Genomic DNA, 23,511 nt, shown 5'->3' on the forward strand with positions numbered 1-23,511 from the left:
TGCGCCAGCTGAGCAAGCTGCGCCCTGTCTGCTCAGCGCGTTGAGGCACGCCGCGAGCGGGCGCGCGCAATCGCGGCATGGACCTGCGCCGGTGCGGTGCCGCCAATGTGGTCGCGAGCGGCCACCGAGCCATCGAGACTCAGCACGTCGAAGACATCGCTGCCGATGGCGGGCGAGAAGCGTCGCAGCTCATCGAGGCTGAGCTGCGCGAGATCGCGGCCCTCCTGGATGCCATAGGCCACAGCCTTGCCGACGATCTCGTGCGCATCACGGAAGGCGATGCCCTTGAGCACCAGATAGTCCGCAAGATCCGTCGCGGTCGAGAAGCCCTGGCTGGCCGCTTCGCGCATACGCTCTGGTTTGCAGCGGAGCTTGGCCATCATCTCGGCGAAGACCTTGAGCGAGCCGCGTAGGTTATCGGCCGTGTCGAACAGCGGCTCCTTGTCCTCTTGATTGTCTTTGTTGTAGGCCAATGGCTGCCCTTTCATCAGGGTCAGCAGCGCCATCAGGTGGCCGAAGATGCGCCCGGTCTTGCCACGAATGAGCTCGGGGACGTCTGGATTCTTCTTCTGCGGCATGATCGAGGAGCCGGTGCAAAAGCTGTCCGAGAGCTCGATAAAGGCGAACTGGGCCGAGGTCCAAAGGATCAGCTCCTCGGCAAAGCGCGATAGATGCATCATTAGGATCGAGGCGGCGGCGACGAACTCGATCGCAAAGTCGCGATCAGACACGGCGTCGAGCGAGTTCTCGCAGGGGGCGTCGAAGCCGAGCAGCTCGGCGGTATAGGCGCGGTCGATCGGGTAGCTGGTGCCGGCTAGCGCTGCAGCGCCCAGTGGCATCTGGTTCATGCGTGCCCGGCAATCGGCGAAACGCCCGGCATCGCGCTCGAGCATCGCCTGCCAGGCCATCATGTGATGACCGAAGGTGATCGGCTGCGCGACCTGCAGATGGGTGAAGCCGGGCAAGATGGTCGCGGCCTCGCGCTCGGCGAGGTCGAGCAGCGCGTCTTGCAGCCGTTGCAGAGCTTCACTGATGGCATCGATCTCGTTGCGCAGCCAGAGGCGGATGTCGGTGGCAACCTGGTCATTGCGCGAGCGCCCGGTGTGCAGGCGTTTGCCAGCCTCGCCAATCTCCGCTGTCAGCGCCGCCTCGATGTTCATGTGGACATCTTCGAGCGGCACCGACCAAGCAAAGCCGCCGGCCTCGATCTGCGCCTGGATGCGCCCAAGACCAGCCACGATGGCCTCGGATTCCTCATCGCTGAGGATGCCTTGGCGCGCCAGCATGCGGGCGTGGGCGACAGAGCCGGCAATATCCTCGCGATACAGGCGCTGGTCGAATCCGACTGAGGCGGTAAAGGCCTCGACGAAGGCATCGGTCGGCTCGGAAAAACGGCCAGCCCAGGGTTTCGAAGCAGCACTCTCGGTCATCGCGGGTTCTTGCTCATGCGCCTTGCAAAAGCACCACCATAGTACAGATCAGTGTCCGGCAACAGCCTGAGATGGATGCGGAGCGCTGTCTGCGACCCTGCCGACAGGTTAAGCTAACGCGTTTCGCCCCGATTGACCGCTGCCAACGTCGGCGAGGTTGCATTTCGGTTACCTTTAGGGGTCGACTAGCCGTCGACTCAACTCATCACGACCACCAGCCAGCTGGATTCGCTTCCATGCCAGAGACCATTCGCATTGCCACCCGAAAATCCGCGCTCGCCATGTGGCAGGCAGAGCATGTTGCCGACGCGCTGCGCCGCCTGCACCCTGGGCTGACGGTGGAGATCATCGGCATGACCACCCGCGGCGACAAGATCCTCGACGCGCCGCTGGCGAAGGTCGGCGGCAAGGGGTTGTTCGTCAAAGAGCTGGAGCAGGGCATGCTCGCGCGCGATGCCGACATCGCTGTGCATTCGATGAAGGATGTGCCGGTCGACTTCCCCGACGGACTGCATCTGGCCTGCATCCTAGAGCGCGAGGACCCGCGCGACGCCTTTGTCTCGAACAAGTACGCCGCGCTCGACGAGCTGCCGCAAGGGGCCTGTGTCGGCACCTCCAGCCTGCGCCGCCAGTGTCAGCTCGCGGTGCGGCGTCCAGACCTGCGCATCGAGCCCTTGCGCGGCAACGTCAATACTCGCCTGCGCAAGCTCGACGAGGGCGTCTACGACGCGATCATCTTGGCGGCGGCAGGCCTGATCCGGCTCGAGTTTAGCGAGCGCATCCGCTCGTTCATCGCGCCTGAGGATAGCCTGCCGGCGATTGGCCAGGGCGCAATCGGGATCGAGTGCCGAACCGACGACGAGCGCGTGCATGCGCTGATCGCCCCGCTGCATCATCAGCCAACCGCTGAGCAGGTCATGGCCGAGCGGGCGTTGAACGCGCATCTGAATGGCGGCTGTCAGGTACCGATTGCCGGTCATGCGGTGCATCGCGATGGCAGCCTGTATCTGCGGGGTCTGGTCGGCATGCCGGATGGCTCGAAGATCATGCGTGCAGAGATCAGTGGCCCGATGGCCGATGCCGAGCGCATGGGTCGCGAGGTCGGCGAAGCACTGCTGGCTCAGGGCGCCGATACGGTGCTGGCCGCGCTCGCGCATGAGCCGGCTGATCCGGCGGCAGGCCAATCGTCGGAGTCTGCCTCACAGCCATGAACCTGACCTGTCCGCTGAATGGGCGCGGGGTCCTGGTGACGCGGCCTGCTGCCCAGGCCGAGCACCTCTGCCAGCTGATCCGCGAGGCCGGCGGCGAGCCGATTGCGTTTCCAACCTTGGAGATTCGCGCCACCGAGTCTCCCGAACGCGCGCGCCAGCTTCTGGCCGAGCCCTGGGATCTGATGCTGTTTGTCAGCCGCAACGCGGTCGAGTATGGGATGAAGCTGTCCCCGGCTGGCCTGCATTCAGGGCCGGATTCGGAACCGGCTCGTCGCCCCCTGCTCGGCGCCGTTGGTCGCGCCACCGCGGCGGCACTACGCGAGCAAGGTCTGGCGCCAGATCTGGTCCCAGCGCGCGGCTTCGACAGCGAGGCCCTGCTGGCCTTGCCGGCGCTGACCCGGGTGGGCGGCAAGCGTGTGCTGATCGTGCGTGGCGAGGGCGGACGTCCACTGCTGGGCGAGACCCTGCGCGCGCGCGGGGCCGAGGTGGCCTTTGCCGAGGTCTATCGGCGCAGCCTGCCAGATGTCGATGTCAGCGCCGAGCTGTCGGCTTGGCAAGCGCGGGTCGGCTTCATCACCGCGACCAGCGACGAGGTGCTGCACAATCTCCTGCAGCTGATCGGCGGCGCGAATCAGGCCTGGCTGTTGTCGACGCCGCTCGTGGTGATCAGCGACCGCGGCGGCGCAACCGCGATGCAGCTCGGCTTCCGCCGGGTCGCGGTCGCCGAGGAGACGAGTGACGAAGGGCTCATCGATGCGCTTTGCCGATTGGCGATGAGCCGATGAGCCGATGAGCCGATGAGCCGATGAGCCGATGAGCCGATGAGCCGATGAGCCGATGAGCCGAGCCTAAACCGACGGCTCCGGGCGCCGGGCTCAATCGGCCCGGCGGCTGTCGGCCGCATACTCGAAGGCATCCGAGAACAGATGCTCGATCGCCAATCCGGCGGCCTCGAAGGCGCTGCGACCGGCCTCAACCATTGCCGGCGGCCCGCTGAGATAGCAATCGAAGTCGGTCAGCGCAGGATGATCCTCGAGCACGGCTTCATGCACCCAACCGCTGCGCCCGGTCCAGTCGCGATCAGGCTCTGAGAGCACCGGCACACAGCGAAAATTCGGATGCGCCTCGGCCCAGGCTGCCGGCAGCTCCGGCAGGTACAGATCGCGCTGCGAGCGCACCCCCCAATACAGGTGGATCGGTCGCTCGATACCGCGATGAAAGGCATGCTCGAGCATCGCCTTGAGCGGAGCGAAGCCGGTGCCGCCGCCCACCATCAAGATCGGCCGCTCAGCATCCTCGCGCAGCACGAAGGTCCCCAGCGGGCCGCGGATGCGCAGGATGCAGCGCTCTTGCATCTGCTCAAAGACCTCGTCGCTGAAGCGCCCTCTCGGCACCCGACGCACATGCAGCTCGAGCAGCTCATCATCATGCGGCGGATTGGCGATCGAATAGGCACGCCGAGCGCCGTCACGCAGCATGAACTCAAGATACTGGCCCGCAACGAAGGCCAGCCGTTGGCCTTCCGGTAGCTTCAGGCGCAGACGCATCACATCGTGATTGAGGCGCGTTTTCTCGGCCAGCCGACAGGGCAGCGTGCGGACCTCGATATCGCTCAGGCGTTCGAGCTCGGCGACGCGCAGCACCAGGTCTGTGGTCGGCACCGCCTGACAGGTCAGGCAGGCATCCGCTGGTTGCCCGTCGAGCGCCGCGGTCTTGCCGTTCGGATACTGGACCTCACCGGCGAGCAGCTGTGCGGTGCAACTGCCGCAGGTACCCTGCCGACAGCCATAAGGCAGCCCAATGCGCTGCGCCGACGCGGCTTCGAGGATGGTCTGGTCGGGCGCGACATCGAATTGATGTCCAGCAGGCTCGGTGCGCACGGAGAAGCGCGTCGCAGAGACACTCATGGGTCGTTCATACTCCAGGGCTTGGCGGTGATGGGATGACCCTTACCTTGGGGCATGATGACCTGGAATCGAAGCGACCAAGAGGGCAGAGGTGATGATCATACTGGGCTGCGGCTATATCGGGCAGGCGCTCGCCAAGCGCTATCGGCAGCGAGGGGAGCCGGTTGTCGGCATTGTGCGCAGCGCGGAGACCGCTGTGGAGGTCGAGGCGGCCGGCGCGCAGGCCCTGCAGCTCGATCTCTCACGAGACGACTTGGCCTCGCTCGAGCCCGCGGGAAAACAGCTCTTTCATCTCGCGCCGCCGCCGAGCGAGGGTGACGATGACCCACTGACGGCACACCTCATAGAGGCCTTCGAGCGCAACGGGCATCCGCGTCGACTGGTGTATATCGGCACCACCGGCGTCTATGGTGATTGCGAGGGGGCCTGGGTGGACGAGGCATGGCAGCCACAACCGACCGCGTCACGCTCGTTACGCCGTTGGGATGCGGAGCAGCGCCTGCGCCAATGGAGCCGCGAGAGCGGCGCCGAGCTGGTGATCCTGCGCGTGGCCGGCATCTACGCCTGTGACCGGTTGCCGCTGGCGCGCATCCGCAGCGCTCAGCCGGTGGTGAAGGCCGATGAAGCCCCCTGGTCGAATCGCATCCACGCTGAGGATCTGGTCGAGATCTGCATCGCCGCGATGGAGCGGGCACCGTCCGATGCGATCTACAACGTCTGCGACGGGCACCCGAGCACCATGACCGACTACTTTTGTCAGGTGGCCGATGCCGCAGGCCTACCCCACCCGCCGCAGATCCCATTGGCCGAGGCGGACGGCCAAGTCTCGGCCGGCATGCTCTCGTACCTGAAAGAATCGCGACGTCTGAGCAACCAGCGTCTGCTCGATGAGCTCGGGGTCCGCCTGCGATATCCGGACCTGGCTCAGGGATTAGCCCCGTGCTTCCAGGGCGAGGCTGTCTGACCACGGTTCCCTCGACCCTAGCTCTAGCTCTAGCTCGACCGCCGCTGCTGCCGGCGCCGAAATGGCTGCAGCAATTGTCACGATCGCGCTGGTAGAATCGGCTCCAGGGTTGCGATCCGCCTTCGATGGCGCGCAACATGCTCGCGACGTCGGCAGAAGGTCGCTTCGGTCAGACGTCAACACCACTGGTTAGATTCGCTCACTGAGGACTGGATTGATGAAGACGTTCCTAGCCGCCGGCATCGCCGTCGCAGCAGCAGCAGGCTTGAGCCTGTCGGTTCAGGCCGCGCCTGTCGCGGACGAAGATTTCAACTTTGACACCACAGGCGATCTCTATCAGGTCTGCGCGACCCCAAGCGATGCAGCCGAACACCTGGTTGCAAGCTTTGCCTGCCGCGCCTTCATCGAAGCGACGGTTCAGTACCACGATGCAATATCCGGCAAAAAGAATCTGAAACGGCTGATCTGTTACCCAAAAACTGCCACCATCGCTGATGGTCGGCGCGCCTTCTTGGCATGGGCAGAAGCCAACAAAGACGACAAATCCCTGATGGATGAACAACCTGTGGTCGGACTCGTGCGAGCGCTAGCCGCAGAATATCCATGCCGCTAATGCGTCTTCAGGCCTGCATGCGTCCCAGGAGATTTGCCTGCGATGGCCGCAACACACCCTTTTTCCAGGAGTCTAAATGATGAAAATGATGCTCTTACCGGTGATGGCTTCAAGCTTGTTGTTGATCTCGGCCTGCGGAACAACCACCGGTGAGCGCTCCGGTAGCGGCGCCCTCATGGGTGCCGCCGGCGGCGCCCTCATCGGCTCATTGAGCGCCAATGCGGGCGCTGGTGCGCTGATTGGCGCCGGCGCCGGCGCCTTGGGTGGCTTCCTGGTCGATCAGCACGCGAAAGGCAACATCGACTAGGACCGCATCGATTGAGGCGGGCATGCAAACCCGCCTCAGCTAAACCCGCCTCAGCTAAACCCGCGTCAGCCGGCTGCGCTGCTGCTCGTCCGCTGGAGTCGAGCGCCCACCTTGACCAATCCAGCGCTATCGGCACTGACTGAACCTAGGCACACCCCTGCTCATGGATATCGTCACCGCCTTTCCGACCGCTCTCTGGGGCATTCTGCTCGAGCTTGCGCCGTCGCTCTTGGTCGGTCTGCTCATCGCTGGGCTGATCCATGCCTATGTGCCATCCGCTGTCATCCGGCGCGGACTGAGCCGGCCTGATCTCGGCAGTGTGGTGCGGGCCTCGTTGGTCGGCGTTCCACTACCGCTTTGCTCCTGTGGGGTGATCCCGACCGCGCTCGGCTTGCGACGCCAAGGGGCCTCGCCTGGCGCTGCAACCTCCTTCATGATCAGCACGCCGCAGACCGGGGTCGACTCCATCCTGGTCACCGCGGCCTTTCTCGGCTGGCCGTTCGCACTCTTCAAGCTGATCGCTGCCTTCGTGACCGGCGTCGTCGGCGGTGCACTGGTCAATCGGGTGGTACCTGCAGCGCCGAGTGATGAAGCACAGGACGGGCTCGGCCACCCTGATGATGAACGGCCGCGCGGATGGCTCGCGCGGATCATCGAGGCGGTGCGCTACGCGGTGTTTGATCTGCTCGGCGCCATCAATACCTGGCTCGTCATTGGCGTGATTGCAGCCGCCTTGGTCACGACCCTGACCCCCGTCGACTTCTTCGCCGATCGACCCTGGGCCGACGGTATGCTCGGCATGCTTGTGATGCTGGCCATCGCCCTGCCCCTCTACGTGTGCACCACCGCATCAGTCCCGATCGCCGCCTCCTTAATCGCGGCCGGTTTACCGGCAGGCTCGGCACTGGTATTCCTGATGGCCGGACCGGCAACCAACCTAGCGACAATCGGCGCCGTTTACCGCACACTCGGCGCCAAAGTCCTGTCGGTGTATCTAGGAACCGTGGTGGTCATGAGCCTCGGTTTCGGTCTGATCTTCGACCAACTGTTGACGACTGTGCCGGTGCAAACGCTCGTCCACGAGCATCAGCAGAGCTGGCTACCCGTGCTGTCGGCGCTCCTGCTGCTGGCATTGATGGCGATGCTCGGCTTACGCCAGTATCGGGCGCAAACCCAGGCCAAAGCACGTCTGGCAACCTTGCAGGGCCTCGATAGCGGCGCGAATGCGGGCTCACAGCAGGATCTCGCTGCCAAACCGGGCCGAGATGCGCTGATCCTCGAGGTGAAGGGCATGACCTGCGGACACTGCGTCGCGACCGTCAAGAACGCGCTGGAATCACTCGAGCAGGTGCATGAGGCGTCGCCGGATCTCGCCACCGGGCAGGTGGTGATTCGCGGTGGTTTCGTCGAGACCGAGACCCTTGAGCATACCATCGAGGGTGCTGGCTTTCAGTTAGCCAGGCGCGATTGACGTCGGCTAAGCGCATCGTAGACACTGACGCTAGGCCAACAGCAATGCGCCAGATCAGCACGGGGGATGCGCCGGACCGGCAGCACTCCCAACCCCATACGGCCCAGCCTGCCGTATCGCTATCGTTCGAGTTGTGCGTTGATCGACCGATGGTGTGCGCGTGCTCAATGCACGTCCGTTGCGAGAGTGAGCGATGAGGATCTACGTAGGTAACCTAAAGTACTCGGTCAATGATGACACCTTAAGAGCGATGTTCAGCGAGTTCGGCGAGGTCGCCAGTGCCGATGTGATCAAGGACAAGTTCTCTGGACAATCGAAGGGCTTTGGCTTTGTTGACATGCCGAGCAAAGCCGAGGCTGAAGATGCGATCCAAGCACTAAACGACACCATGCAAGATGGCCGTAAGCTGACAGTGAACGAGGCCAAACCCCGAACCGAACGAGCCCAACAGCGTTTCTAAGCACGGGGCCGCCTCCGCCCTGGACGTCTTCTGCCCTGGATCGAAAACGTCTGTCACCAGCGTTGATACCATGGCAGCCGCAAGGTGCGGAGGCGGCCGTCAGACGATACCCAGTCGCGGCCAGAGCGCATCGACCCGCGCCTTGACCTCCGCATCCATCCGGATCGGCTGTCCCCATTCGCGCGTCGTCTCACCCGGCCATTTGCTGGTGGCGTCGAAACCGATCTTGGAGCCGAGCCCGGAGACCGGTGAGGCGAAGTCGAGATAGTCGATCGGCGTGTTCTCGATCATCACCGTATCGCGCGCGGGGTCCATCCGCGTGGTCATGGCCCAAATCACGTCTTTCCAGTCGCGTGCGTCGACATCGTCATCGATCACGATCACGAACTTTGTGTACATGAACTGGCGCAGGAAGGACCAGACACCGAGCATCACGCGTTTCGCATGACCGGGGTACTGCTTCTTCATCGCCACCACCGCAAGCCGATAGGAGCAGCCCTCGGGCGGGAGATAGAAGTCAGCGATCTCAGGGAACTGCTTCTGTAGGATCGGCACGAAGACCTCATTCAGCGCAACGCCGAGGATCGCGGGCTCATCCGGCGGCCGACCCGTGTAGGTGCTGTGGTAAATCGGCTGCTTGCGCTGGGTGATGCGATCAATGGTGAAGACCGGGAAGTCGTCGACCTCGTTGTAGTAGCCGGTGTGGTCGCCGAATGGCCCTTCGGGCGCCATGTCATTCGGATGAAGATGGCCCTCGAGGACGATCTCGGCGGTCGCCGGCACCTGCAGATCGGAGCCGATACAGGCCGCAAGCTCGGTGCGACTCCCGCGCAGCAGACCGGCGAAGGCGTACTCAGAGAGGCTGTCTGGCACCGGCGTGACAGCACCGAGGATGGTGGCCGGATCGGCGCCCAGTGCAACCGCAATCGGGAACGGCTTGCCCGGGTGCGCGCGCTGCCAGTCGCGAAAATCGAGCGCGCCACCACGATGCGCAAGCCAGCGCATGATGACCCGGTTGCGGCCGAGCACCTGCATCCGATAGATGCCGAGGTTCTGCCGCGATTTCTCCGGGCCGCGGGTGATCACCAGTCCCCAGGTGATCAGCGGTGCGGCATCGCCGGGCCAGCAGTGCTGGATCGGAAAGCGCCCGAGGTCAACCTGGTCGCCCTCGAAGACCTGCTCATGGCAGGGCGCATTGCGGCGCACCTTCGGGGCCATGTCCAGCACCTTCTTGAAGATCGGTAAGGTCCGCCAGGCCTCCTTCATCCCCTTCGGCGGGTCCGGCTCCTTGAGAAAGGCGAGCAACTTGCCGACCTCGCGCAAGGCCTCGACCGATTCCTCCCCCATGCCGAGCGCGACCCGCTGCGGCGTACCGAAGAGGTTCCCGAGCAGCGGTATCTTGGAGCCTTTTGGGCGCTCGAACAGGAGGGCTGGACCGCCGGCACGCAAGGTGCGATCGCAGATCTCGGTGGCCTCGAGGTATGGGTCGACCTCGATGCGGATGCGTTTGAGCTCGCCCCGCCCCTCGAGCTGGTCGATGAAATCGCGCAGATCCTGGTACTTCAATGGCTGTCTCGTTATTCCGTCGCTAATGCGTACCGACCTCAGGCGCCCAGGTCGATTCCGATCTGTCTGTTCTCATCCATTTGATGTCTTATCCATCCCGGCTCAGCTGTTCCATCAAGGCTCAGCTGCGCCGTTTCTCCGCCACCCATCACGGCCGATGGACGAGGCAATGGACGCTAAAGAGCTGCTCGGGATCGGTCCAGACCTGCTCGGGCTGGAAGCCAGCACGGCCGGCCAAGGCGTGGAAGCCTTCCACGCTGTACTTGTGTGAGCATTCGGTGTGGATGGTCTCGCCTTCGCGAAAGCGGAAGGTCTCGCCAGCCACATCGACATCTTGGTCACAGGTGCTGAGCAGGTGCATCTCAATGCGCCCCTGTTCGGCATTGAAAAAGGCCTCGTGCCGGAACCGGGCAAGATCGAATTTGCCATCAAGCTCGCGGTTGATGCGGCTGAGCAGGTTCATGTTGAACGCCGCGGTCACGCCCGCCGCATCATTGTAGGCACGTTCGAGCCGCGCGCGATCCTTGATCAGATCGACCCCGATCAGCAGCCGGCCCTCAGGACCCAGAATCGTACCCACGCGACGCAGCAGCTGCTCAGCCTCCGCAGGCTCGAAATTGCCAATCGAGGAGCCTGGGAAGAAGGCGGCGCGCGGGTGCGAGTGATCGTCGACAGGAAGCTCGAACGGCGTCGAGTAATCCGCACAAACCGCATGCACCTCGAGCTTCGGGAAGGTCGCCGCAAGCGCCTGTGCCGACAGCTGGAGATGCTCGCTGGAGATGTCCACCGGCATATAGACTGCCGGCTGCAGCGCCTCCAGCAACACCCGGATCTTGAGGCTGCTGCCGCTGCCGAGCTCGACCAAGAGCGCCTCGCGACCCAGCCGCCGGGCCATCTCGGCGCCATGCTCGCGCAGGATCGCGATCTCGGTTCGGGTCGGATAGTACTCCGGCAGCTCGCAGATGGCGTCGAACAGCTTCGACCCCTCGGCGTCGTAGAACAGCTTTGGCGACAGCTGTTTGCGGGGCCGTCCAAGCCCCGCTAGCACCTCGGCGCGCAGGTCCGAAGGGGTCGGATGGTAATCGTGGAAGTAGATCGGGTTGGCCGTGGTCGGGTCGGTCGAAGAGATCATGCCAAGTCCTCCGCCAGCCGGATGCCTTTGAACTGCCAGCGCTCGTGTGGATAGAAGAAGTTCCGATAGGTGAGACGCGCATGATCGCGCGAGGTGGCGCAAGAACCGCCGCGCAGCACCATCTGCCCATTCATAAACTTGCCGTTGTACTCGCCGAGGGCGCCATCCACCGCGCGGTAGCGTGGATAGGGCAGATAGGCCGACCCGGTCCATTCCCAACAGTCGCCGAACAGCTGCTGCAGCGAACCAGTACTCGCTGGTCCCGGATGCAGGCGGCCGTCGTCGACGAAGTGGCCCTCGACGGCCCGGTCAGCGGCTGCGTGCTCCCATTCGAACTCGGTCGGCAGTCGGCGTCCGGCCCAGCGCGCGTAGGCCTCGGCCTCGAAGTAGCTGACATGGCAGACGGGCTCGGCCGGGTGCAGAGGGCGGCGGCCGCTCAGCGTGGTCTCGTGCCAGACGCCATCAAGCTGTTCCCAGTACAGCGGTGCCTGCCAGCCCTCGGTCTTGATCCGTGCCCAGCCGTCAGAAAGCCAGAGCGCCGGATTGCGATACGCGCCGTCGTCGACAAACGCTTGGTACTCGGCGTTTGTGATCAGCCGATCAGCGAGCCGAAACGGCTCTAACAGCCGCTGATGGCACGGGAATTCATTGTCGTAGGCGAAGGCCGGGCGCCCGGCCTGGGGCTCGGTCTGGCCCTGATCGACGGCACCAAAGCTGTGGATGCCGCCTTCGAAGGCGGTGAAGGTGAGCGGCACCGGGTCTTGCAAAGGCAGCGGGGACAGTTCGCTGCGATAGGCTGGGCGCAACGGATTGTAGGCCAGGTTGTACTTGATGTCTGTCAACAGGAGCTCTTGATGCTGCTGCTCATGATTGAGTCCGATCTCGACCCGCGCCCTCACCGTCGCTTGGTGTTCGGTCGGACAGTCGCTGAGCAACCGCGCCATGGCGTCGTCGACATGGCGGCGGTAGGCATAGACCTCAGCCACTGTTGGGCGCGAGATCAGCCCACGCTTGGAGCGCGGCCAAAAGCCCGCCTCCGTCTGCTCGTAGTAGGAATTGAACAGATGATCGAATTGCGCATGAAAGACCGCATAGCCCGGCAGAAACGGCCGCAGCAGAAAGGTCTCGAAGAACCAGGAGACGTGCGCCAGATGCCACTTCGGTGGGCTGGCCTCGGCTGCGGCCTGGAGCATGTAATCCTCGATCTCGAGCGGCTCACACAGCTGCTCGGTGAACGTTCGCACGCGGCGATAGGCATCGTAAAGACTAGGGTCGTCCATTGGGGGCATCAGGTTCTCCTGGTGTCCGGTCTCGTCGATTGAGAGAGAGGCTGGGATGGGTTGATCGCTCACCGGCCGCCGGCGATGAAGGCTGAAGAGCGGTGCATGATTGACTCTGGCGAGTGATTTGGCGGTATTGCAGCCGAATTTCCAGTCGCAGTCGTTTCGTTCGAAGGGGCGAAAGGATAACCTGAAGGCACAAACCGGCGCGGGCCTGTTCTCGAGGCTGTTTGACGGAGCGCATCTCAACGCGCGCAGCAACCCAAAGCGACTGTCGGAGGATCTATTGATGAAAGCGATTTGGCTCGACGACCAGCCTCGACTCAGAAGCGATCTTCCTATGCCCGCCCCGGCCGCCGGCGAGGCCTTGGTGAAGGTGCGTCTAGCCGGCGTTTGCTCGACCGACCTCGCCCTACTGGACGGCTATTATCCCTTCACGGGCGTGCTCGGGCATGAGTTCGTCGGTGAGATCACGGGCGCGCCGACCGCGCCCGAGCGCGTGGGAGAGCGCGTCGTCGGGTCGATCAATATCAGCTGCGGTCACTGCCGCGAATGTCTGGCCTGCCGGCCGAATCATTGCTTGAACCGCGAGGTGCTCGGTATCAAGCACCACGACGGTGCCTTCGCCGAGTATCTCTGTCTGCCTCTGGACAATCTGCACCGGGTGCCCGACGGCGTGCCAGATCCTGCTGCTGTCTTCGCCGAGCCACTGGCGGCGGCGCTCGAGATCCCGGAGCTGGTCCCGATCAAGCCTTCCGATCGGGTGTTGCTGGTCGGAGCCGGACGGCTTGGGCAGCTAATCGCGCGCGTCCTAGCCTTGACTGGGGCCGAGCTGGATGTCGTCGCACGACACGCCCACCAACGCCAACGCCTGCAGGGCATCGGCGCGCGCTGCATCGAAGAGCAGGAGGTGGCCGATGGTCACTACGATCTGGTGGTCGAGGCCAGCGGCGCGCCCGGCGGCTTCGCCTTGGCCCGGCAGGCACTGCGCCCGCGTGGCACGCTCTGCCTCAAGAGCACCTACCGAGGCGAGGTGCCAGTGGCTTTGTCAACGCTGGTCGTCGACGAGATCCGCATCATCGGCTCGCGCTGTGGTCCCTTCCCGGCCGCATTGAGGCTGCTCGAGCAGCAGCGCGTCGACCCAACCCCATTGGTCGATTGCGTTGAGCCGCTCGCCAACGGCGTTGTCGCATTGCGGCGTGCCGCCGAACAGTCTGTCTTGAAGGCGTTGATCGACTGCAGCTGACAACCAACCGCACTCACACCGAGATGCGCCGCACTCAGGCCAAGACAGCGTTTGACCAACATAGGCATAATGCTCGCTCTCTTGGACCGCCGCTGCCACGAGCCCGAGCTGACCTCATGAATCTTTTCAATATCATTGCGGTTCTGATCACGCTGTCGGCAGTCTTCGCTTGGCTCAACGATCGCTTCCTGAAGCTGCCAACCGCGATCGGGCTGATGCTGATCGCGCTGCTGATGTCGCTCTTCCTGCTGCTGCCGATCCCCGGCACGGAAGGGCTCGAAAGCGATGTCCGGCTGATGGTCGACAGCATCGATTTCGACGCAACCGTCCTGCATGGGATGCTCAGCTTCCTCCTGTTTGCGGGGGCACTGCACGTGAGTCTCAAGGAGCTCGCGGAGCACAAATGGGTCATCGCTGTGTTGGCAAGCGTTAGCGTCTTCATCTCCACCATCCTGGTCGGCGGCGTTGCTTGGCTGTTGTTCAGCCTGCTCGGACTCGAGATCCCGCTGCTCTATTGCCTGCTGTTCGGGGCGCTGATCTCCCCGACCGATCCGATCGCGGTGCTCGGCATCCTCAAAAGCGCAGGCGCACCGCGGGGGCTGGAGCTGAAGATCACCGGCGAGTCGCTCTTCAACGACGGCGTGGCGGTGGTGCTCTTCTTGGTGTTGTTCGATATCGCTGTCGGTGGCGAGCAGGTCACGCTCGGCGCGGCCTTGCAGCTGTTCTTGAAGGAGGCAGTCGGCGGCCTGCTGCTCGGGCTCGTAAGCGGCGGCATCGCCTATCTGATGCTGCGCAAGATCGACAATTATCAGGTCGAGGTCCTGATCACCCTGGCCGTGGCGAGCGGCGCCTATGCGTTGGCCGAGCATCTGCACCTCTCGGCCCCCATCACCGTGGTGGTCGCCGGTCTGCTCATCGGCAACCAAGTGCGCCTTCATGCGATGTCGGACAAGACCCAGAATCATCTCGATGACTTCTGGGAGCTGACCGACGAGATCCTCAACGCGGTGCTGTTCGTGATGATCGGCCTCGAGGTCCTCGTCCTCAGCATCAACGGCCCGACCCTCATCGCAGGGCTATTGGCCATTCCGCTGGTGCTCGTGGCTCGGGTCGTGAGCGTTGGCGCCCCAGTCGCCTGGATGCGCCGGTTTCGCAGCTTCTCCACCGGCGCGATCACCATCCTGACTTGGGGCGCACTCCGCGGTGGAATCTCGGTCGCGCTGGCACTCTCGCTGCCTGAATCCGAGGTGCGCAATGTCCTGCTGACCGTCACCTACATTGTGGTGGTGTTCTCGATCCTGGTGCAGGGCCTCACCCTTGGAGCAGTGGTCAAACGCGTCGGAAAGCGCGCCGATCTGGAGATGGAGCGCACCGAGCTGCCGCGACCGCCTGAGCAAGCGGACAGTGCACACTAAGGCGATGCGCTATGTCCCTTAACCCATCGGCAACCCCTCAAGACCCTGCTCAGCTCAGGCCTTACGCCGATCTGACCCCCGACGTGGTGCTCGATGCCGTCGAATCGCTCGGCTTCCTCGTCGATGGCCATCTGCTGGCTCTGAACAGCTATGAGAACCGGGTCTATCAGGTCGGAATCGATGACGCGGCACCGCTGATTGCAAAATTCTATCGGCCCGGACGCTGGTCCGATGAAGCCATCGCCGAGGAACATGCCTTTGTCGCGGCATTGGCCGAACGCGAGATCCCTGCAGTCCCGCCGCTGCGGATCGATGGCCGCAGTCTGCACCGACATCAGGGCTACCGCTTCTCCCTCAGCATCCGCTGTGGCGGCCGTGATCCAGAGCTCGAGGACCTTGAGATCTTGACCCGGATCGGCCGCTTCATCGGCCGCATCCATGTCGTTGGCGAGAGTCAGCCATTTCGGCATCGCCCGACGCTGGACCTGCAGCGCTTCGGTGAGGAGCCGAGCCGATTCTTGCTCGAGCAGGGCTGGATTCCGACCGAGCTCGAGACCTCATACCGGAGCGTCCTGGCGCATGCGCTGAGCGAGGTCGAGGCCTGCTACAAGCGCGCCGGAGCCGTGCACATGCTGAGCCTCCACGGCGATTGTCACCGCGGCAACCTGCTCTGGACTGATACCGGGCCACACTTCGTCGACTTCGATGACGCACGCAGCGGCCCGGCGGTCCAGGATCTCTGGATGCTGCTCTCCGGCGACCGTCAAGCCATGGCGCTGCAGCTGGATGCGGTGCTCGAGGGTTATCGGGACTTTGCCGATTTTGATCCCCGCGAGCTGCATCTGATCGAAGCCCTGCGCACGCTGCGTCTGATCCATCATTCGGCCTGGATCGCGCGACGCTGGGAAGATCCGGCCTTCCCCAGCGCCTTCCCCTGGTTCGACTCGCCACGCTATTGGGAAGAGCAGATCCTGATCCTGCGCGAGCAGATCGCGGCGATGCAGGAAGGCCCACTGGCGCTGTTTTGAGCCGGGCCAATCATGCCGATGGTGCGGGTTTCCAATATGACCGCTACCCGCGCTGAGCGACTCGGCCGCTTCTGCTCATCAAAGTCTGGCGTCGAAGTTGACGCACCCGCAAGGCTCAGTCGATGATAGGCGGTCCGTTCGACAACCCTTGCATTGTATTGACGCGAGCCGAGCAACTCCCAAGATGTCAAAAGATCCCTACGAGCCCCGGCGCGGCCTCAGCGAGCGCGTCACCGTCGCCGGCAGCGAGCTGGTTGACTACGTCAAGCAGCTTGTCGCCGAGGGCAATGTGCGCCGTCTCATCATCCGCAAGCCGGGTGGCGCGACACTGCTCGAGATACCGTTGACCGCCGGTGTCGCCGTCGGCGGCGCACTGACACTGCTGGCGCCGATCATCGCCGCCCTCGGCGCCATGGCAGCGCTGATCACGAAGTTCGAGATCGATATCCAGCGCTCCGATGAGCAGACTGAGGATAAGAACGACCCGAATGTGCTGCCTTAGCCACTCGCTAGCACGCAGACTGCGAGCCTAGCCAGCACGACGACCGAGCGCCCAACGGCTCCAAGCCCCGATCGAATCTTCCTAAACCCCCTCTTCCTTAACCCCCTGACAAAGGCAACCGATGAAGAAGCTCAAGACCACCAGCGACCATACGATTTATGAGAAGCGCTCAGGCCGCTATGCCGTCAAAGACAAACGCAAACGTTGGGTGCAAGGGGACGACAAGGTCGCCGTACTCAGGACAGAAGGCTTGCTGAAGACGCCCGAGCCAAAGGCAGCGCCCGCCGAGCCCGAAGCCGAGACGGCCGAAGGCACCGAAACCGAAGCGGCAGCCGAATAGGCTGAGGTCAGCCGAACCAACAGGCGCTATACCGGAGCCAGATCCAGATGAAACATCCTGTCCGAGTCCGATCTGCAGTAGCCATCATGGCTCTGGCTGCCGGCTCAACCCTCGCTGTCGCCGACGAGCCAACGCTGCTCGAGAAGCTTAAGGAGGGTGCGGCAAAGACCGCGGAACAGATCGGCACCGCGACCAGCGCGGCCACCGATGCGGCCGGCAAGGCCTTAGACAAGGCCGCGGAAAGTGCAAATCAGACCGTCGAATCAACCAAGTATGATCTTGCTGATGCGGCCACTCCGGAAGAGACGCGCGCCAAGCTCGATGCGCTGACAGAGGAAACCCTGGAGCAGTTGTTTGCTAAGGAGCCTGCGGCCAAGAAGCTGTTCGACGAGAGTGCCGGCTACGCGGTCTTTGTCAGCCGACAAGTTGAGATGCTGGTCGCAGCTGGCTACGGGCGCGGTGTTGCGGTCGATCGCGAGACCGATCAGCGCACCTACATGAAGATGGGCAGCGGTGGTGTCGGCGTCGGCTTTGGGCTCGGCGGATTCGCGACCAAGACCGTGATCCTGTTCGAGACGCCATTCGCCTTTAACAAGTTCGTCACCCAAGGCACCGATGCCAGTGCCGAGGCGGGCACCATGACCGGCGATCAGACCGACCAACTGAAGTTCAACTTCAACGACAGCGGCCAGGCGATCTTCGTCCTCACCGGCGACGGCTGGAAGATCTCGGCCAAGCTGCTAGCGACCAAGTATTGGCCTGATCAGAGCCTGAATAAAGCACCTTCCGCTGACTGAAAAGCTGGCTCTTAGACGATCTACGGCAAATCTCATACGATCTTCCCAAAGATAAGAACCACAGATGACCACAGATCAAGCTGGATAGAAACAGCAAGGATCTGTGTCTCGTCTGAAGATCGGCTGTTGCAGGTTGATGATCCGTCAAGTCCTGCGCTCCGTGGTACCAGCGGTTTCAAAAATGGCCTGAAGTATCCGTGGAATCCTTGCTCAGCCGGAGTCATCTGCTGCCCGTGAACGCAATAGAGACCTGCTCATAGGCCGCAGGACGTACTGCACTAGCGCTATGGTCAACGCGAAGAACGCAAGAACCTGCAACGGTCGTGCAGCGGCCGGATAGCCACCGTCGTCGAAGAAGAGACCCATCGCGGCAAATCCGGCGAGCACGACGAAGGCGAGATGCACGCCCGGATCGTAAATGCCCCAAAGGCTGCGCCGGGCGAGCGACACGCCAGCCAACGCCGCTAGCGCACCACCTGCAAGACCGGCCATCACATCGACCGGCCAATGCACACCAACCGCAACCCGGCTCAGCCCGGCGGCGGTCGCTAAAACGAGAAAGATGAGGCGCCAGCGCGCCTGCTGGGCATAGTAGATGAGCACCCCGAAGAAGACCGCGGCGGTCACGCTGTGGCCCGATGGAAAGCTATGCTTGCGATGCTGAAGGCCAATCAGCTCAAAGCTTTCGGGCGATAAGACCGCAGGCGGACGAGCAGCGTCGATCAGGGGCTTGAGCCCGCGTGCGTAGGCAATCGCCACCAGCGCGGCGCAGAGCAACGCCCAAAAAACGCGAGGATGCCGGTACGACAGCAAGAGTGCCAAGGTCAATGCGACCCGCTCGTCGCCAAGCATAGTCAACCACTGCCAGAGGCTGGCGGGCAGCTGAGCGAATAGGCTGTTTAGCGTCAAGAAGCCGCTGTGATAGCCCTCGTCACCAATTAGCTGCAAGCCAATGCCGAGCAAGGTGCAAACCAACGCCCAACCAACCAACCAGATGACGCCTCCGGCCGCGACATCCGGATCACGCTCAGCCCCAGCCGTCAGCGCCTGTTCCAGGCCCATTCCGCGTTTGCGTTTCAAACCAACCTCGGGCTCGCGGGCCCTTGTGGCAGCAGCTGCTCCGGGCGCCTGTGGACTGGCACCTCGACGGTAGTGACAGTGACCAAAACGGCAGCATCAAGTCCGTCAGGGCCATCAGACGCTCTATCAATCATCCTAATCCTCATGGCGCCGTGCCACCCCGAGCCTCTACCGATGGGGCCTCCGGCTGCTCAATCAGCACCAACGCCACCGGCCCTTGACGATAACGAAGATCAAGCTGATTCGGCGCCACGGCTTCGGCCAAACGCTCGAGCTTATCGACGCGCAAGAACACCAGCTCACCAACCTGTGGCCGATCGCTCTCAGGCGTGATCGCATCGCGATAGACGCTGAAGCTCGGCATGCTGGTGCGATAAACCACCGTTGGCCGGTCAAGCTCACGCGCCAACAGTCCAGCCTGCTTGACCGGCTCCTGCATCACCGCAAACACCGCAGGCACCACGAGACCAAACACCAGCAGGGTTTGGACGACACCGATCATAATAAGGCGCTGCCAGAGTGCCGCCCGCGACCAGAGCAGCAAACCCAGCATCGCGACGAGTCCAATCCAGGTGCCCAGCCGATACCAGCCGTCGAGCACTCGCGCCCCTTCCGCAAACATGGCCTGCTCATGGACGCGATCGGCCTGCCCTTCCAGCAGCCCAAGGACGTCGGGCAGTGCCACCATCAAGGCCACCAACAGCAGCGGCGGCAGACATGCCAGCCAGCGGTTGCGCAGCGCATCGCGATGTCGCGCCATCAGGATGAACAAGGGCGTGATGCCATAGACCAGATAGTGCGGCAACTTGGTACCCGAGAACGAAAACACCGCGAACACGGTGACGAACCAGAGCAGCAGAAACCGATCCAGCTCATCCACCCAGAGTCGGCGCACCCTCGGTAGCAGACTGAAAAACCAGCCTGTAAAGGGCAGCAACACCAACGGCAGCATCACAAAGTAGTAGCCGGGGAAGCCGGAATGGCCATGCTTCACACCGCTGTAACGTCCCAGATTGTGGCCGAGGAAGAAGCTCTGAAAGAAGCCCGGGCCGTCGTCGAGATAGATCGCCAGATACCAGGGGCCAGCCACCGCGATGAAGACCAGCCAGCCGCGCCATTCGAAGACCGCCGCGAGCCAGGCGCGCCATTCGCGCAGCGAACCGAAGTAGAGCAGGCTCACCACCAAAGGGAAGAACACCGCGACCGGGCCTTTGGTCAGGAAGCCTAGACCGAGCCAGAGGTAGACTCGCAGCAGGGTTGCGCGGGTCGGCCGCAGCCGCCAGCGGTAGATCTCGAAGAAGCTGAGCGCGATGAAGAGGTTCAGCAACGCATCGGCGACCGCGGCCTTGCCGATGATCGCGACCTGCAGCCCGAGCGCCATGACCAAGCCAGCAATGGTCGCAGTCGTCGCATCCAGCCGCTCACGCACGAACCACCAGAGCGCCAGCAGCCAGAGACTGGCGGCAATCGCCGATGGCAACCGCAGCGCGAATTCGCTCCAGCCGAGCACTGAGACCGAGGCCGCCTGCAGCCAGTAGATCAGCACCGGCTTGTCATAACGCGGCTCGCCGTCGCGGTGCGGGGTGATGAAGTGACCGCTGTCAAGCATCTCGCGGGTCGCCTCGGTGAAGGCGCCCTCATCGAGATCGTAGAGCGGTACCGCGCCGAGCTGCCAAAAGAAGGCCAGCCAGACGATCAGCACCAGGAACCAAGGCGAGACCAGAAGGCGCGTGAGCAGTGAGTCAGGCGTCGTCCTCGCCATCAGCCCGGCTCTTCCCTGTTCGCGTTCGGTTCGATTGCCTGCCCTCGGTCTGCCTGCTCATGACCCAGGCCATCCCGACTCGCCACTGACCAGGCCGCATGATCCCTGCTTGCCTCATGACGGCCTGCATTCTCAGCGCTCGCATGCGACCTTTGCTCGAGCTTCCAGTCGGAAGCCTCGGGATCAGTCTGCCGACTGATGCAGTGATGCGTGCGCTCACCGGAGGCAAACAGGGTGCGGGTCATGATCTCGGCGAGAACACCGGTGGTCAGGAATTGGATCGAGGCGACTAGTAACAGGATCGCCACGAAAAACAGCGGACGGTCGCCGATATCGGTACCGAGCCCGAACTTGACCCAGGCCAGCCAGCTCATCATCAATCCGCCAAGCAGGCCGAATGAGAGCCCAATACCACCAAAGAAATGCCCAGGCCGTGCGCCGAAGCGGAGAAAAAAGAACGCGACCAGCAGATCGAGCAGCACGCGGAAGGTGCGCGAGATCCCATACTTGGACTGCCCCAGCTCGCGCGCCCGATGCCCGACCTCGGTCTCGCCGATGCGCTCAGGCGCGGTGACCCCGGCCACCCAGACCGGGATGAAGCGATGCATCTCGCCGAATAGGCGGATCTCCTTGATCACCTCGGACCGGTAGACCTTGAGGCTGCAGCCGTAATCATGCAGGTGAACGCCGGTGACCCGAGCAATGAGCCCGTTGGCAAGACGCGACGGGATCTTGCGCAGCAGCAGGGCATCTTGACGGTCGCGCCGCCAACCTTGTAAGAGATCGAGATCACGCGCCAACAGCTCGTCGATCAGACGCGGGATCTCAGCCGGATCATTCTGCAGATCGCCATCGAGGGTTGCGATCAGCGCACCGCGCGCGGCATCGAAGCCGGCCTGCATGGCGGCCGTCTGGCCGAAATTACGCCGAAAGCCAATCACCCGCACATGCGTTCCGTAGCGGGCGGTCTGCTCAAACAGCGCTTGGGCGGTGCCGTCGCGACTGCCATCGTCGACCAGGATCAGCTCCCAGGGATGGAGGTAGATTTGCAGACCCTGATGGATGCGGGCCAACAACGGCTCGATATTATCGCGCTCCTGATAGAGCGGAATCACCACCGAGAGACTGCGCGGATGGGGGTCAGGCTGGGGTTCGAGCATAGCCATGGTTGAACCTTAACCGGACGACACCCGCTGAAGATGATTGCGCCGGCAGTCTAGGGCGCTGTGCCAAACGACGAAACCGCCTAGCCGCGGGACTCGAACCCGCGGCCAACAAGGCGAGGCGCTAACCTACGACTCAGCCCTCGTTGTGATAGCCCTGCAGACGCTCGACTTCATCACGCGAGCCAAGAATCACCGGCACACGCTGATGCAGACCTTCAGGCTGCATCTCCATGATCCGCTCCTTACCGGTGATCGAGGCACCGCCCGCCTGCTCGACGACGAATGACATCGGGTTCGCCTCGTACAGCAGACGCAGCTTACCGCCCAGCCCCTTCTCGACCATCTTCGCATCGACCGGATACATGAACACGCCGCCACGGGTCAGGATGCGATGCACCTCAGCGACCATGGAGGCAATCCAGCGCATGTTGAAGTCTTTGCCACGCGGGCCTTCCTTACCGGCTAGGCATTCGTCGACGTAACGCTTGACCGGGGCCTCCCAGAAGCGTCCGTTAGAGGCATTGATCGCGAACTCGGCGGTCTCAGTCGGGATCGTCATGTTCGGATGTGTCAGGATGAACTCGCCGATATTCTGGTCCAGCGTAAAGCCGTTGACGCCGTTGCCGGTGGTCAGCACCATCATGGTCGAAGGGCCATAGAGTGCGTAACCGGCCGCAACCTGCTCGGTGCCGGCCTTCAGGAAGTCGCGCTCGGTGGCGTCGCCATCGGTATCAGCCATACGCAGAATGCTGAAGATGGTGCCAACCGAGACATTGACGTCGATATTCGACGAGCCGTCGAGCGGATCGAAGGTCAGCAGATACTTGCCGCGCGGGTATTCCTTCGGAATCTCATAGATCTCATCCATCTCCTCCGAGGCCATGGCGCCAACATGACCCGACCACTCGGTGCACTGGATGAACATCTGGTTGGAGAGCACGTCGAGCTTCTTTTGCGTCTCACCCTGGATGTTCTCGCTACCAGCGCTGCCCAGCGCGCCGACCAGCGCGCCGTGGTTGACCTGATTCGAGATCATCTTGCAAGCGGTGACGATGTCGTTGAGCAACGCGGTGAACTCGCCAGTTGCTCCCGGCGCATGGCGTTGTTCTTCGGCGATGAACTGGGTGATGGTCGTACCGTGGTGCATAAAGCAGTCCTCTGGCTGATCTGAGTGGATACTTTGGCGCGCTAGCCGAGGCTCGGCTCGGGCGACACAACAAAGCACACGAAAAAGTAGCGGGTAATCGCGCAGTATAGCGATCAGCGACCGATGAAGCACTCTCTGTGCGCAAGCAATGCCCGTAGTCAAATAAGTGCAAGACACGTAGTATGACAAGCCAATGACGAGATCATCGCTGGGGCCAGACGTTTCGCGCCTGCGCACCGCCGACCCCAAATCACGCTCTCCACCGTCTCCCACGACCCTTTTATAGGAGTCTCTGTAACGATGCATACGACGCCACCGCATAGGCGCCAGACCCTGCTCGAGCTCATCACCGGGCTGGTCCGCAAGGTTCAGCGCTTCGTCACATCGCTGCTCCTGCCCGTCGATGCTGGCAGGCGCGGCGATTGCAACCGCTGCGGCGCCTGTTGCAAGCTGCCCTATCCCTGCCCGTTCCTGCGCGTCGATGCCGAAGGGCTGAGCAGCTGTGCCGTCTACTACGCGCGTCCGCCGAGCTGCCGAAAATACCCACGCACGGTCAGCGAAAACGTCACGCCAGCCACCTGCGGCTACTACTTTGTTGATGTCACCGAGATCGGCCGCGCCCAACCCGCCACCGAACAGGCCGGCGGCTAAACCTTGGCCAACCCAAACACTGATGACCAGCCGGAA

23 protein-coding genes are annotated in these 23,511 nt (G+C 63.0%); 14 read left to right on the forward strand and 9 right to left on the reverse strand.

Annotation, left to right across the window (positions count from 1 at the left end):
• Positions 1–32 precede the first annotated feature (32 nt).
• Positions 33–1,430, reverse strand: a complete 1,398-nt coding sequence (argH, locus tag CKO42_RS10860) for an argininosuccinate lyase (protein ID WP_200243532.1) — start codon at positions 1,428–1,430, stop codon at positions 33–35.
• Between the two features lie 236 nt (positions 1,431–1,666).
• Here argH and hemC point away from each other — a divergent pair, with 236 nt between their 5' ends.
• A complete protein-coding gene (hemC, locus tag CKO42_RS10865) occupies positions 1,667–2,641 on the forward strand; it encodes a hydroxymethylbilane synthase (protein ID WP_200243538.1) in 975 nt (324 codons plus the stop codon).
• Positions 2,638–3,426, forward strand: a complete 789-nt coding sequence (locus CKO42_RS10870) for a uroporphyrinogen-III synthase (protein WP_200243540.1) — start codon at positions 2,638–2,640, stop codon at positions 3,424–3,426. The genes hemC and CKO42_RS10870 overlap by 4 nt, the downstream gene beginning before the upstream one ends.
• A 90-nt stretch (positions 3,427–3,516) precedes the next feature.
• Here the strand turns inward: CKO42_RS10870 and CKO42_RS10875 are convergent, their stop codons facing one another.
• On the reverse strand, positions 3,517–4,548 hold the full coding sequence (locus tag CKO42_RS10875) for a CDP-6-deoxy-delta-3,4-glucoseen reductase (protein ID WP_200243543.1): 1,032 nt from the start codon (positions 4,546–4,548) through the stop codon (positions 3,517–3,519).
• 94 nt (positions 4,549–4,642) lie between these two features.
• On the opposite strand from CKO42_RS10875, the gene CKO42_RS10880 reads away from it, so the two are divergent.
• The 5 genes from CKO42_RS10880 (at position 4,643) to CKO42_RS10900 (ending at position 8,363) form a co-directional block, all read left to right on the forward strand.
• Complete coding sequence (locus CKO42_RS10880; RefSeq protein WP_200243664.1) at positions 4,643–5,512, forward strand: SDR family oxidoreductase; 870 nt, start codon at positions 4,643–4,645, stop codon at positions 5,510–5,512.
• A gap of 265 nt (positions 5,513–5,777) precedes the next feature.
• A complete protein-coding gene (locus CKO42_RS26930; RefSeq protein ID WP_242479299.1) occupies positions 5,778–6,125 on the forward strand; it encodes a Rap1a/Tai family immunity protein in 348 nt (115 codons plus the stop codon).
• A 79-nt stretch (positions 6,126–6,204) separates the two neighbouring features.
• Positions 6,205–6,432, forward strand: a complete 228-nt coding sequence (locus CKO42_RS10890) for a glycine zipper domain-containing protein (protein WP_242479300.1) — start codon at positions 6,205–6,207, stop codon at positions 6,430–6,432.
• A gap of 163 nt (positions 6,433–6,595) precedes the next feature.
• Positions 6,596–7,903, forward strand: coding sequence for a permease (locus CKO42_RS10895; RefSeq protein ID WP_200243550.1), 1,308 nt, complete (start codon positions 6,596–6,598; stop codon positions 7,901–7,903).
• A gap of 193 nt (positions 7,904–8,096) precedes the next feature.
• Positions 8,097–8,363: an RNA recognition motif domain-containing protein gene (locus CKO42_RS10900; RefSeq protein ID WP_200243552.1), complete on the forward strand. Its 267-nt coding sequence runs from the start codon at positions 8,097–8,099 to the stop codon at positions 8,361–8,363.
• A 99-nt stretch (positions 8,364–8,462) separates the two neighbouring features.
• On the opposite strand, the gene ubiD is transcribed toward CKO42_RS10900, so the two are convergent.
• The 3 genes from ubiD to egtB all read right to left on the reverse strand — a co-directional run bounded on the left by ubiD (position 8,463) and on the right by egtB (position 12,350).
• The gene (gene ubiD, locus CKO42_RS10905) at positions 8,463–9,929 is read right to left on the reverse strand and encodes a 4-hydroxy-3-polyprenylbenzoate decarboxylase (RefSeq protein ID WP_200243555.1); all 1,467 of its coding nucleotides are present in this window, start codon (positions 9,927–9,929) and stop codon (positions 8,463–8,465) included.
• 148 nt (positions 9,930–10,077) lie between these two features.
• Complete coding sequence (egtD, locus tag CKO42_RS10910; protein ID WP_200243556.1) at positions 10,078–11,061, reverse strand: L-histidine N(alpha)-methyltransferase; 984 nt, start codon at positions 11,059–11,061, stop codon at positions 10,078–10,080.
• Positions 11,058–12,350 (reverse strand): ergothioneine biosynthesis protein EgtB, encoded by a 1,293-nt coding sequence (gene egtB / locus CKO42_RS10915; protein WP_200243557.1) that lies wholly within the window; start codon positions 12,348–12,350, stop codon positions 11,058–11,060. Before egtB ends, egtD begins: the two co-directional genes overlap by 4 nt.
• A gap of 331 nt (positions 12,351–12,681) precedes the next feature.
• On the opposite strand from egtB, the gene CKO42_RS10920 reads away from it, so the two are divergent.
• The 6 genes from CKO42_RS10920 (at position 12,682) to CKO42_RS10945 (ending at position 17,669) form a co-directional block, all read left to right on the forward strand.
• Positions 12,682–13,587, forward strand: coding sequence for an MDR/zinc-dependent alcohol dehydrogenase-like family protein (locus CKO42_RS10920; RefSeq protein ID WP_242479301.1), 906 nt, complete (start codon positions 12,682–12,684; stop codon positions 13,585–13,587).
• A gap of 116 nt (positions 13,588–13,703) precedes the next feature.
• Positions 13,704–15,002 carry a cation:proton antiporter gene (locus tag CKO42_RS10925; RefSeq protein WP_200243559.1) on the forward strand — a complete coding sequence of 433 codons (1,299 nt, stop codon included), beginning with the start codon at positions 13,704–13,706 and terminating at the stop codon, positions 15,000–15,002.
• A gap of 11 nt (positions 15,003–15,013) precedes the next feature.
• Complete coding sequence (locus CKO42_RS10930) at positions 15,014–16,030, forward strand: serine/threonine protein kinase (RefSeq protein ID WP_200243568.1); 1,017 nt, start codon at positions 15,014–15,016, stop codon at positions 16,028–16,030.
• 184 nt (positions 16,031–16,214) lie between these two features.
• Entirely contained in the window at positions 16,215–16,532 is a 318-nt protein-coding gene (locus CKO42_RS10935) for a DUF4342 domain-containing protein (RefSeq protein ID WP_200243570.1), read from the forward strand.
• Between the two features lie 121 nt (positions 16,533–16,653).
• Positions 16,654–16,872: a hypothetical protein gene (locus CKO42_RS10940; protein WP_200243572.1), complete on the forward strand. Its 219-nt coding sequence runs from the start codon at positions 16,654–16,656 to the stop codon at positions 16,870–16,872.
• 86 nt (positions 16,873–16,958) lie between these two features.
• A complete protein-coding gene (locus CKO42_RS10945; protein WP_200243574.1) occupies positions 16,959–17,669 on the forward strand; it encodes a lipid-binding SYLF domain-containing protein in 711 nt (236 codons plus the stop codon).
• Between the two features lie 210 nt (positions 17,670–17,879).
• On the opposite strand, the gene CKO42_RS10950 is transcribed toward CKO42_RS10945, so the two are convergent.
• The 4 genes from CKO42_RS10950 to CKO42_RS10965 all read right to left on the reverse strand — a co-directional run bounded on the left by CKO42_RS10950 (position 17,880) and on the right by CKO42_RS10965 (position 22,824).
• Positions 17,880–18,749, reverse strand: coding sequence for a phosphatase PAP2 family protein (locus tag CKO42_RS10950; RefSeq protein WP_242479302.1), 870 nt, complete (start codon positions 18,747–18,749; stop codon positions 17,880–17,882).
• A gap of 142 nt (positions 18,750–18,891) precedes the next feature.
• Positions 18,892–20,511: an ArnT family glycosyltransferase gene (locus CKO42_RS10955; protein WP_200243576.1), complete on the reverse strand. Its 1,620-nt coding sequence runs from the start codon at positions 20,509–20,511 to the stop codon at positions 18,892–18,894.
• Entirely contained in the window at positions 20,511–21,677 is a 1,167-nt protein-coding gene (locus CKO42_RS10960) for a glycosyltransferase family 2 protein (protein ID WP_420844289.1), read from the reverse strand. The genes CKO42_RS10955 and CKO42_RS10960 overlap by 1 nt, the downstream gene beginning before the upstream one ends.
• A gap of 133 nt (positions 21,678–21,810) precedes the next feature.
• On the reverse strand, positions 21,811–22,824 hold the full coding sequence (locus CKO42_RS10965; RefSeq protein ID WP_200243579.1) for a class 1 fructose-bisphosphatase: 1,014 nt from the start codon (positions 22,822–22,824) through the stop codon (positions 21,811–21,813).
• A 300-nt stretch (positions 22,825–23,124) separates the two neighbouring features.
• Here CKO42_RS10965 and CKO42_RS10970 point away from each other — a divergent pair, with 300 nt between their 5' ends.
• A complete protein-coding gene (locus tag CKO42_RS10970) occupies positions 23,125–23,475 on the forward strand; it encodes a hypothetical protein (RefSeq protein WP_242479303.1) in 351 nt (116 codons plus the stop codon).
• The last annotated feature ends 36 nt before the right edge of the window (positions 23,476–23,511 follow it).

Origin of the sequence: Lamprobacter modestohalophilus (assembly GCF_016583905.1) — a bacterium.
Lineage (GTDB): Bacteria > Pseudomonadota > Gammaproteobacteria > Chromatiales > Chromatiaceae > Lamprobacter > Lamprobacter modestohalophilus.

Coding starts and splice junctions, on each gene's coding strand:
- CKO42_RS10890 (WP_242479300.1), top strand. CDS start 6,205: ATGAAAATGATGCTCTTACCGGTGATGGCTTCAAGCTTGTTGTTGATC.
- CKO42_RS10960 (WP_420844289.1), bottom strand. CDS start 21,677: ATGGCTATGCTCGAACCCCAGCCTGACCCCCATCCGCGCAGTCTCTCG.
- egtB (WP_200243557.1), bottom strand. CDS start 12,350: ATGCCCCCAATGGACGACCCTAGTCTTTACGATGCCTATCGCCGCGTG.
- CKO42_RS10875 (WP_200243543.1), bottom strand. CDS start 4,548: ATGAGTGTCTCTGCGACGCGCTTCTCCGTGCGCACCGAGCCTGCTGGA.
- hemC (WP_200243538.1), top strand. CDS start 1,667: ATGCCAGAGACCATTCGCATTGCCACCCGAAAATCCGCGCTCGCCATG.
- CKO42_RS10920 (WP_242479301.1), top strand. CDS start 12,682: ATGCCCGCCCCGGCCGCCGGCGAGGCCTTGGTGAAGGTGCGTCTAGCC.
- CKO42_RS10900 (WP_200243552.1), top strand. CDS start 8,097: ATGAGGATCTACGTAGGTAACCTAAAGTACTCGGTCAATGATGACACC.
- CKO42_RS10935 (WP_200243570.1), top strand. CDS start 16,215: ATGTCAAAAGATCCCTACGAGCCCCGGCGCGGCCTCAGCGAGCGCGTC.
- CKO42_RS10870 (WP_200243540.1), top strand. CDS start 2,638: ATGAACCTGACCTGTCCGCTGAATGGGCGCGGGGTCCTGGTGACGCGG.
- CKO42_RS10940 (WP_200243572.1), top strand. CDS start 16,654: ATGAAGAAGCTCAAGACCACCAGCGACCATACGATTTATGAGAAGCGC.
- CKO42_RS10880 (WP_200243664.1), top strand. CDS start 4,643: ATGATCATACTGGGCTGCGGCTATATCGGGCAGGCGCTCGCCAAGCGC.
- CKO42_RS10945 (WP_200243574.1), top strand. CDS start 16,959: ATGGCTCTGGCTGCCGGCTCAACCCTCGCTGTCGCCGACGAGCCAACG.
- CKO42_RS10925 (WP_200243559.1), top strand. CDS start 13,704: ATGAATCTTTTCAATATCATTGCGGTTCTGATCACGCTGTCGGCAGTC.
- CKO42_RS10955 (WP_200243576.1), bottom strand. CDS start 20,511: ATGGCGAGGACGACGCCTGACTCACTGCTCACGCGCCTTCTGGTCTCG.
- egtD (WP_200243556.1), bottom strand. CDS start 11,061: ATGATCTCTTCGACCGACCCGACCACGGCCAACCCGATCTACTTCCAC.
- CKO42_RS10965 (WP_200243579.1), bottom strand. CDS start 22,824: ATGCACCACGGTACGACCATCACCCAGTTCATCGCCGAAGAACAACGC.
- CKO42_RS10930 (WP_200243568.1), top strand. CDS start 15,014: ATGTCCCTTAACCCATCGGCAACCCCTCAAGACCCTGCTCAGCTCAGG.
- CKO42_RS10895 (WP_200243550.1), top strand. CDS start 6,596: ATGGATATCGTCACCGCCTTTCCGACCGCTCTCTGGGGCATTCTGCTC.
- CKO42_RS10970 (WP_242479303.1), top strand. CDS start 23,125: ATGCATACGACGCCACCGCATAGGCGCCAGACCCTGCTCGAGCTCATC.
- argH (WP_200243532.1), bottom strand. CDS start 1,430: ATGACCGAGAGTGCTGCTTCGAAACCCTGGGCTGGCCGTTTTTCCGAG.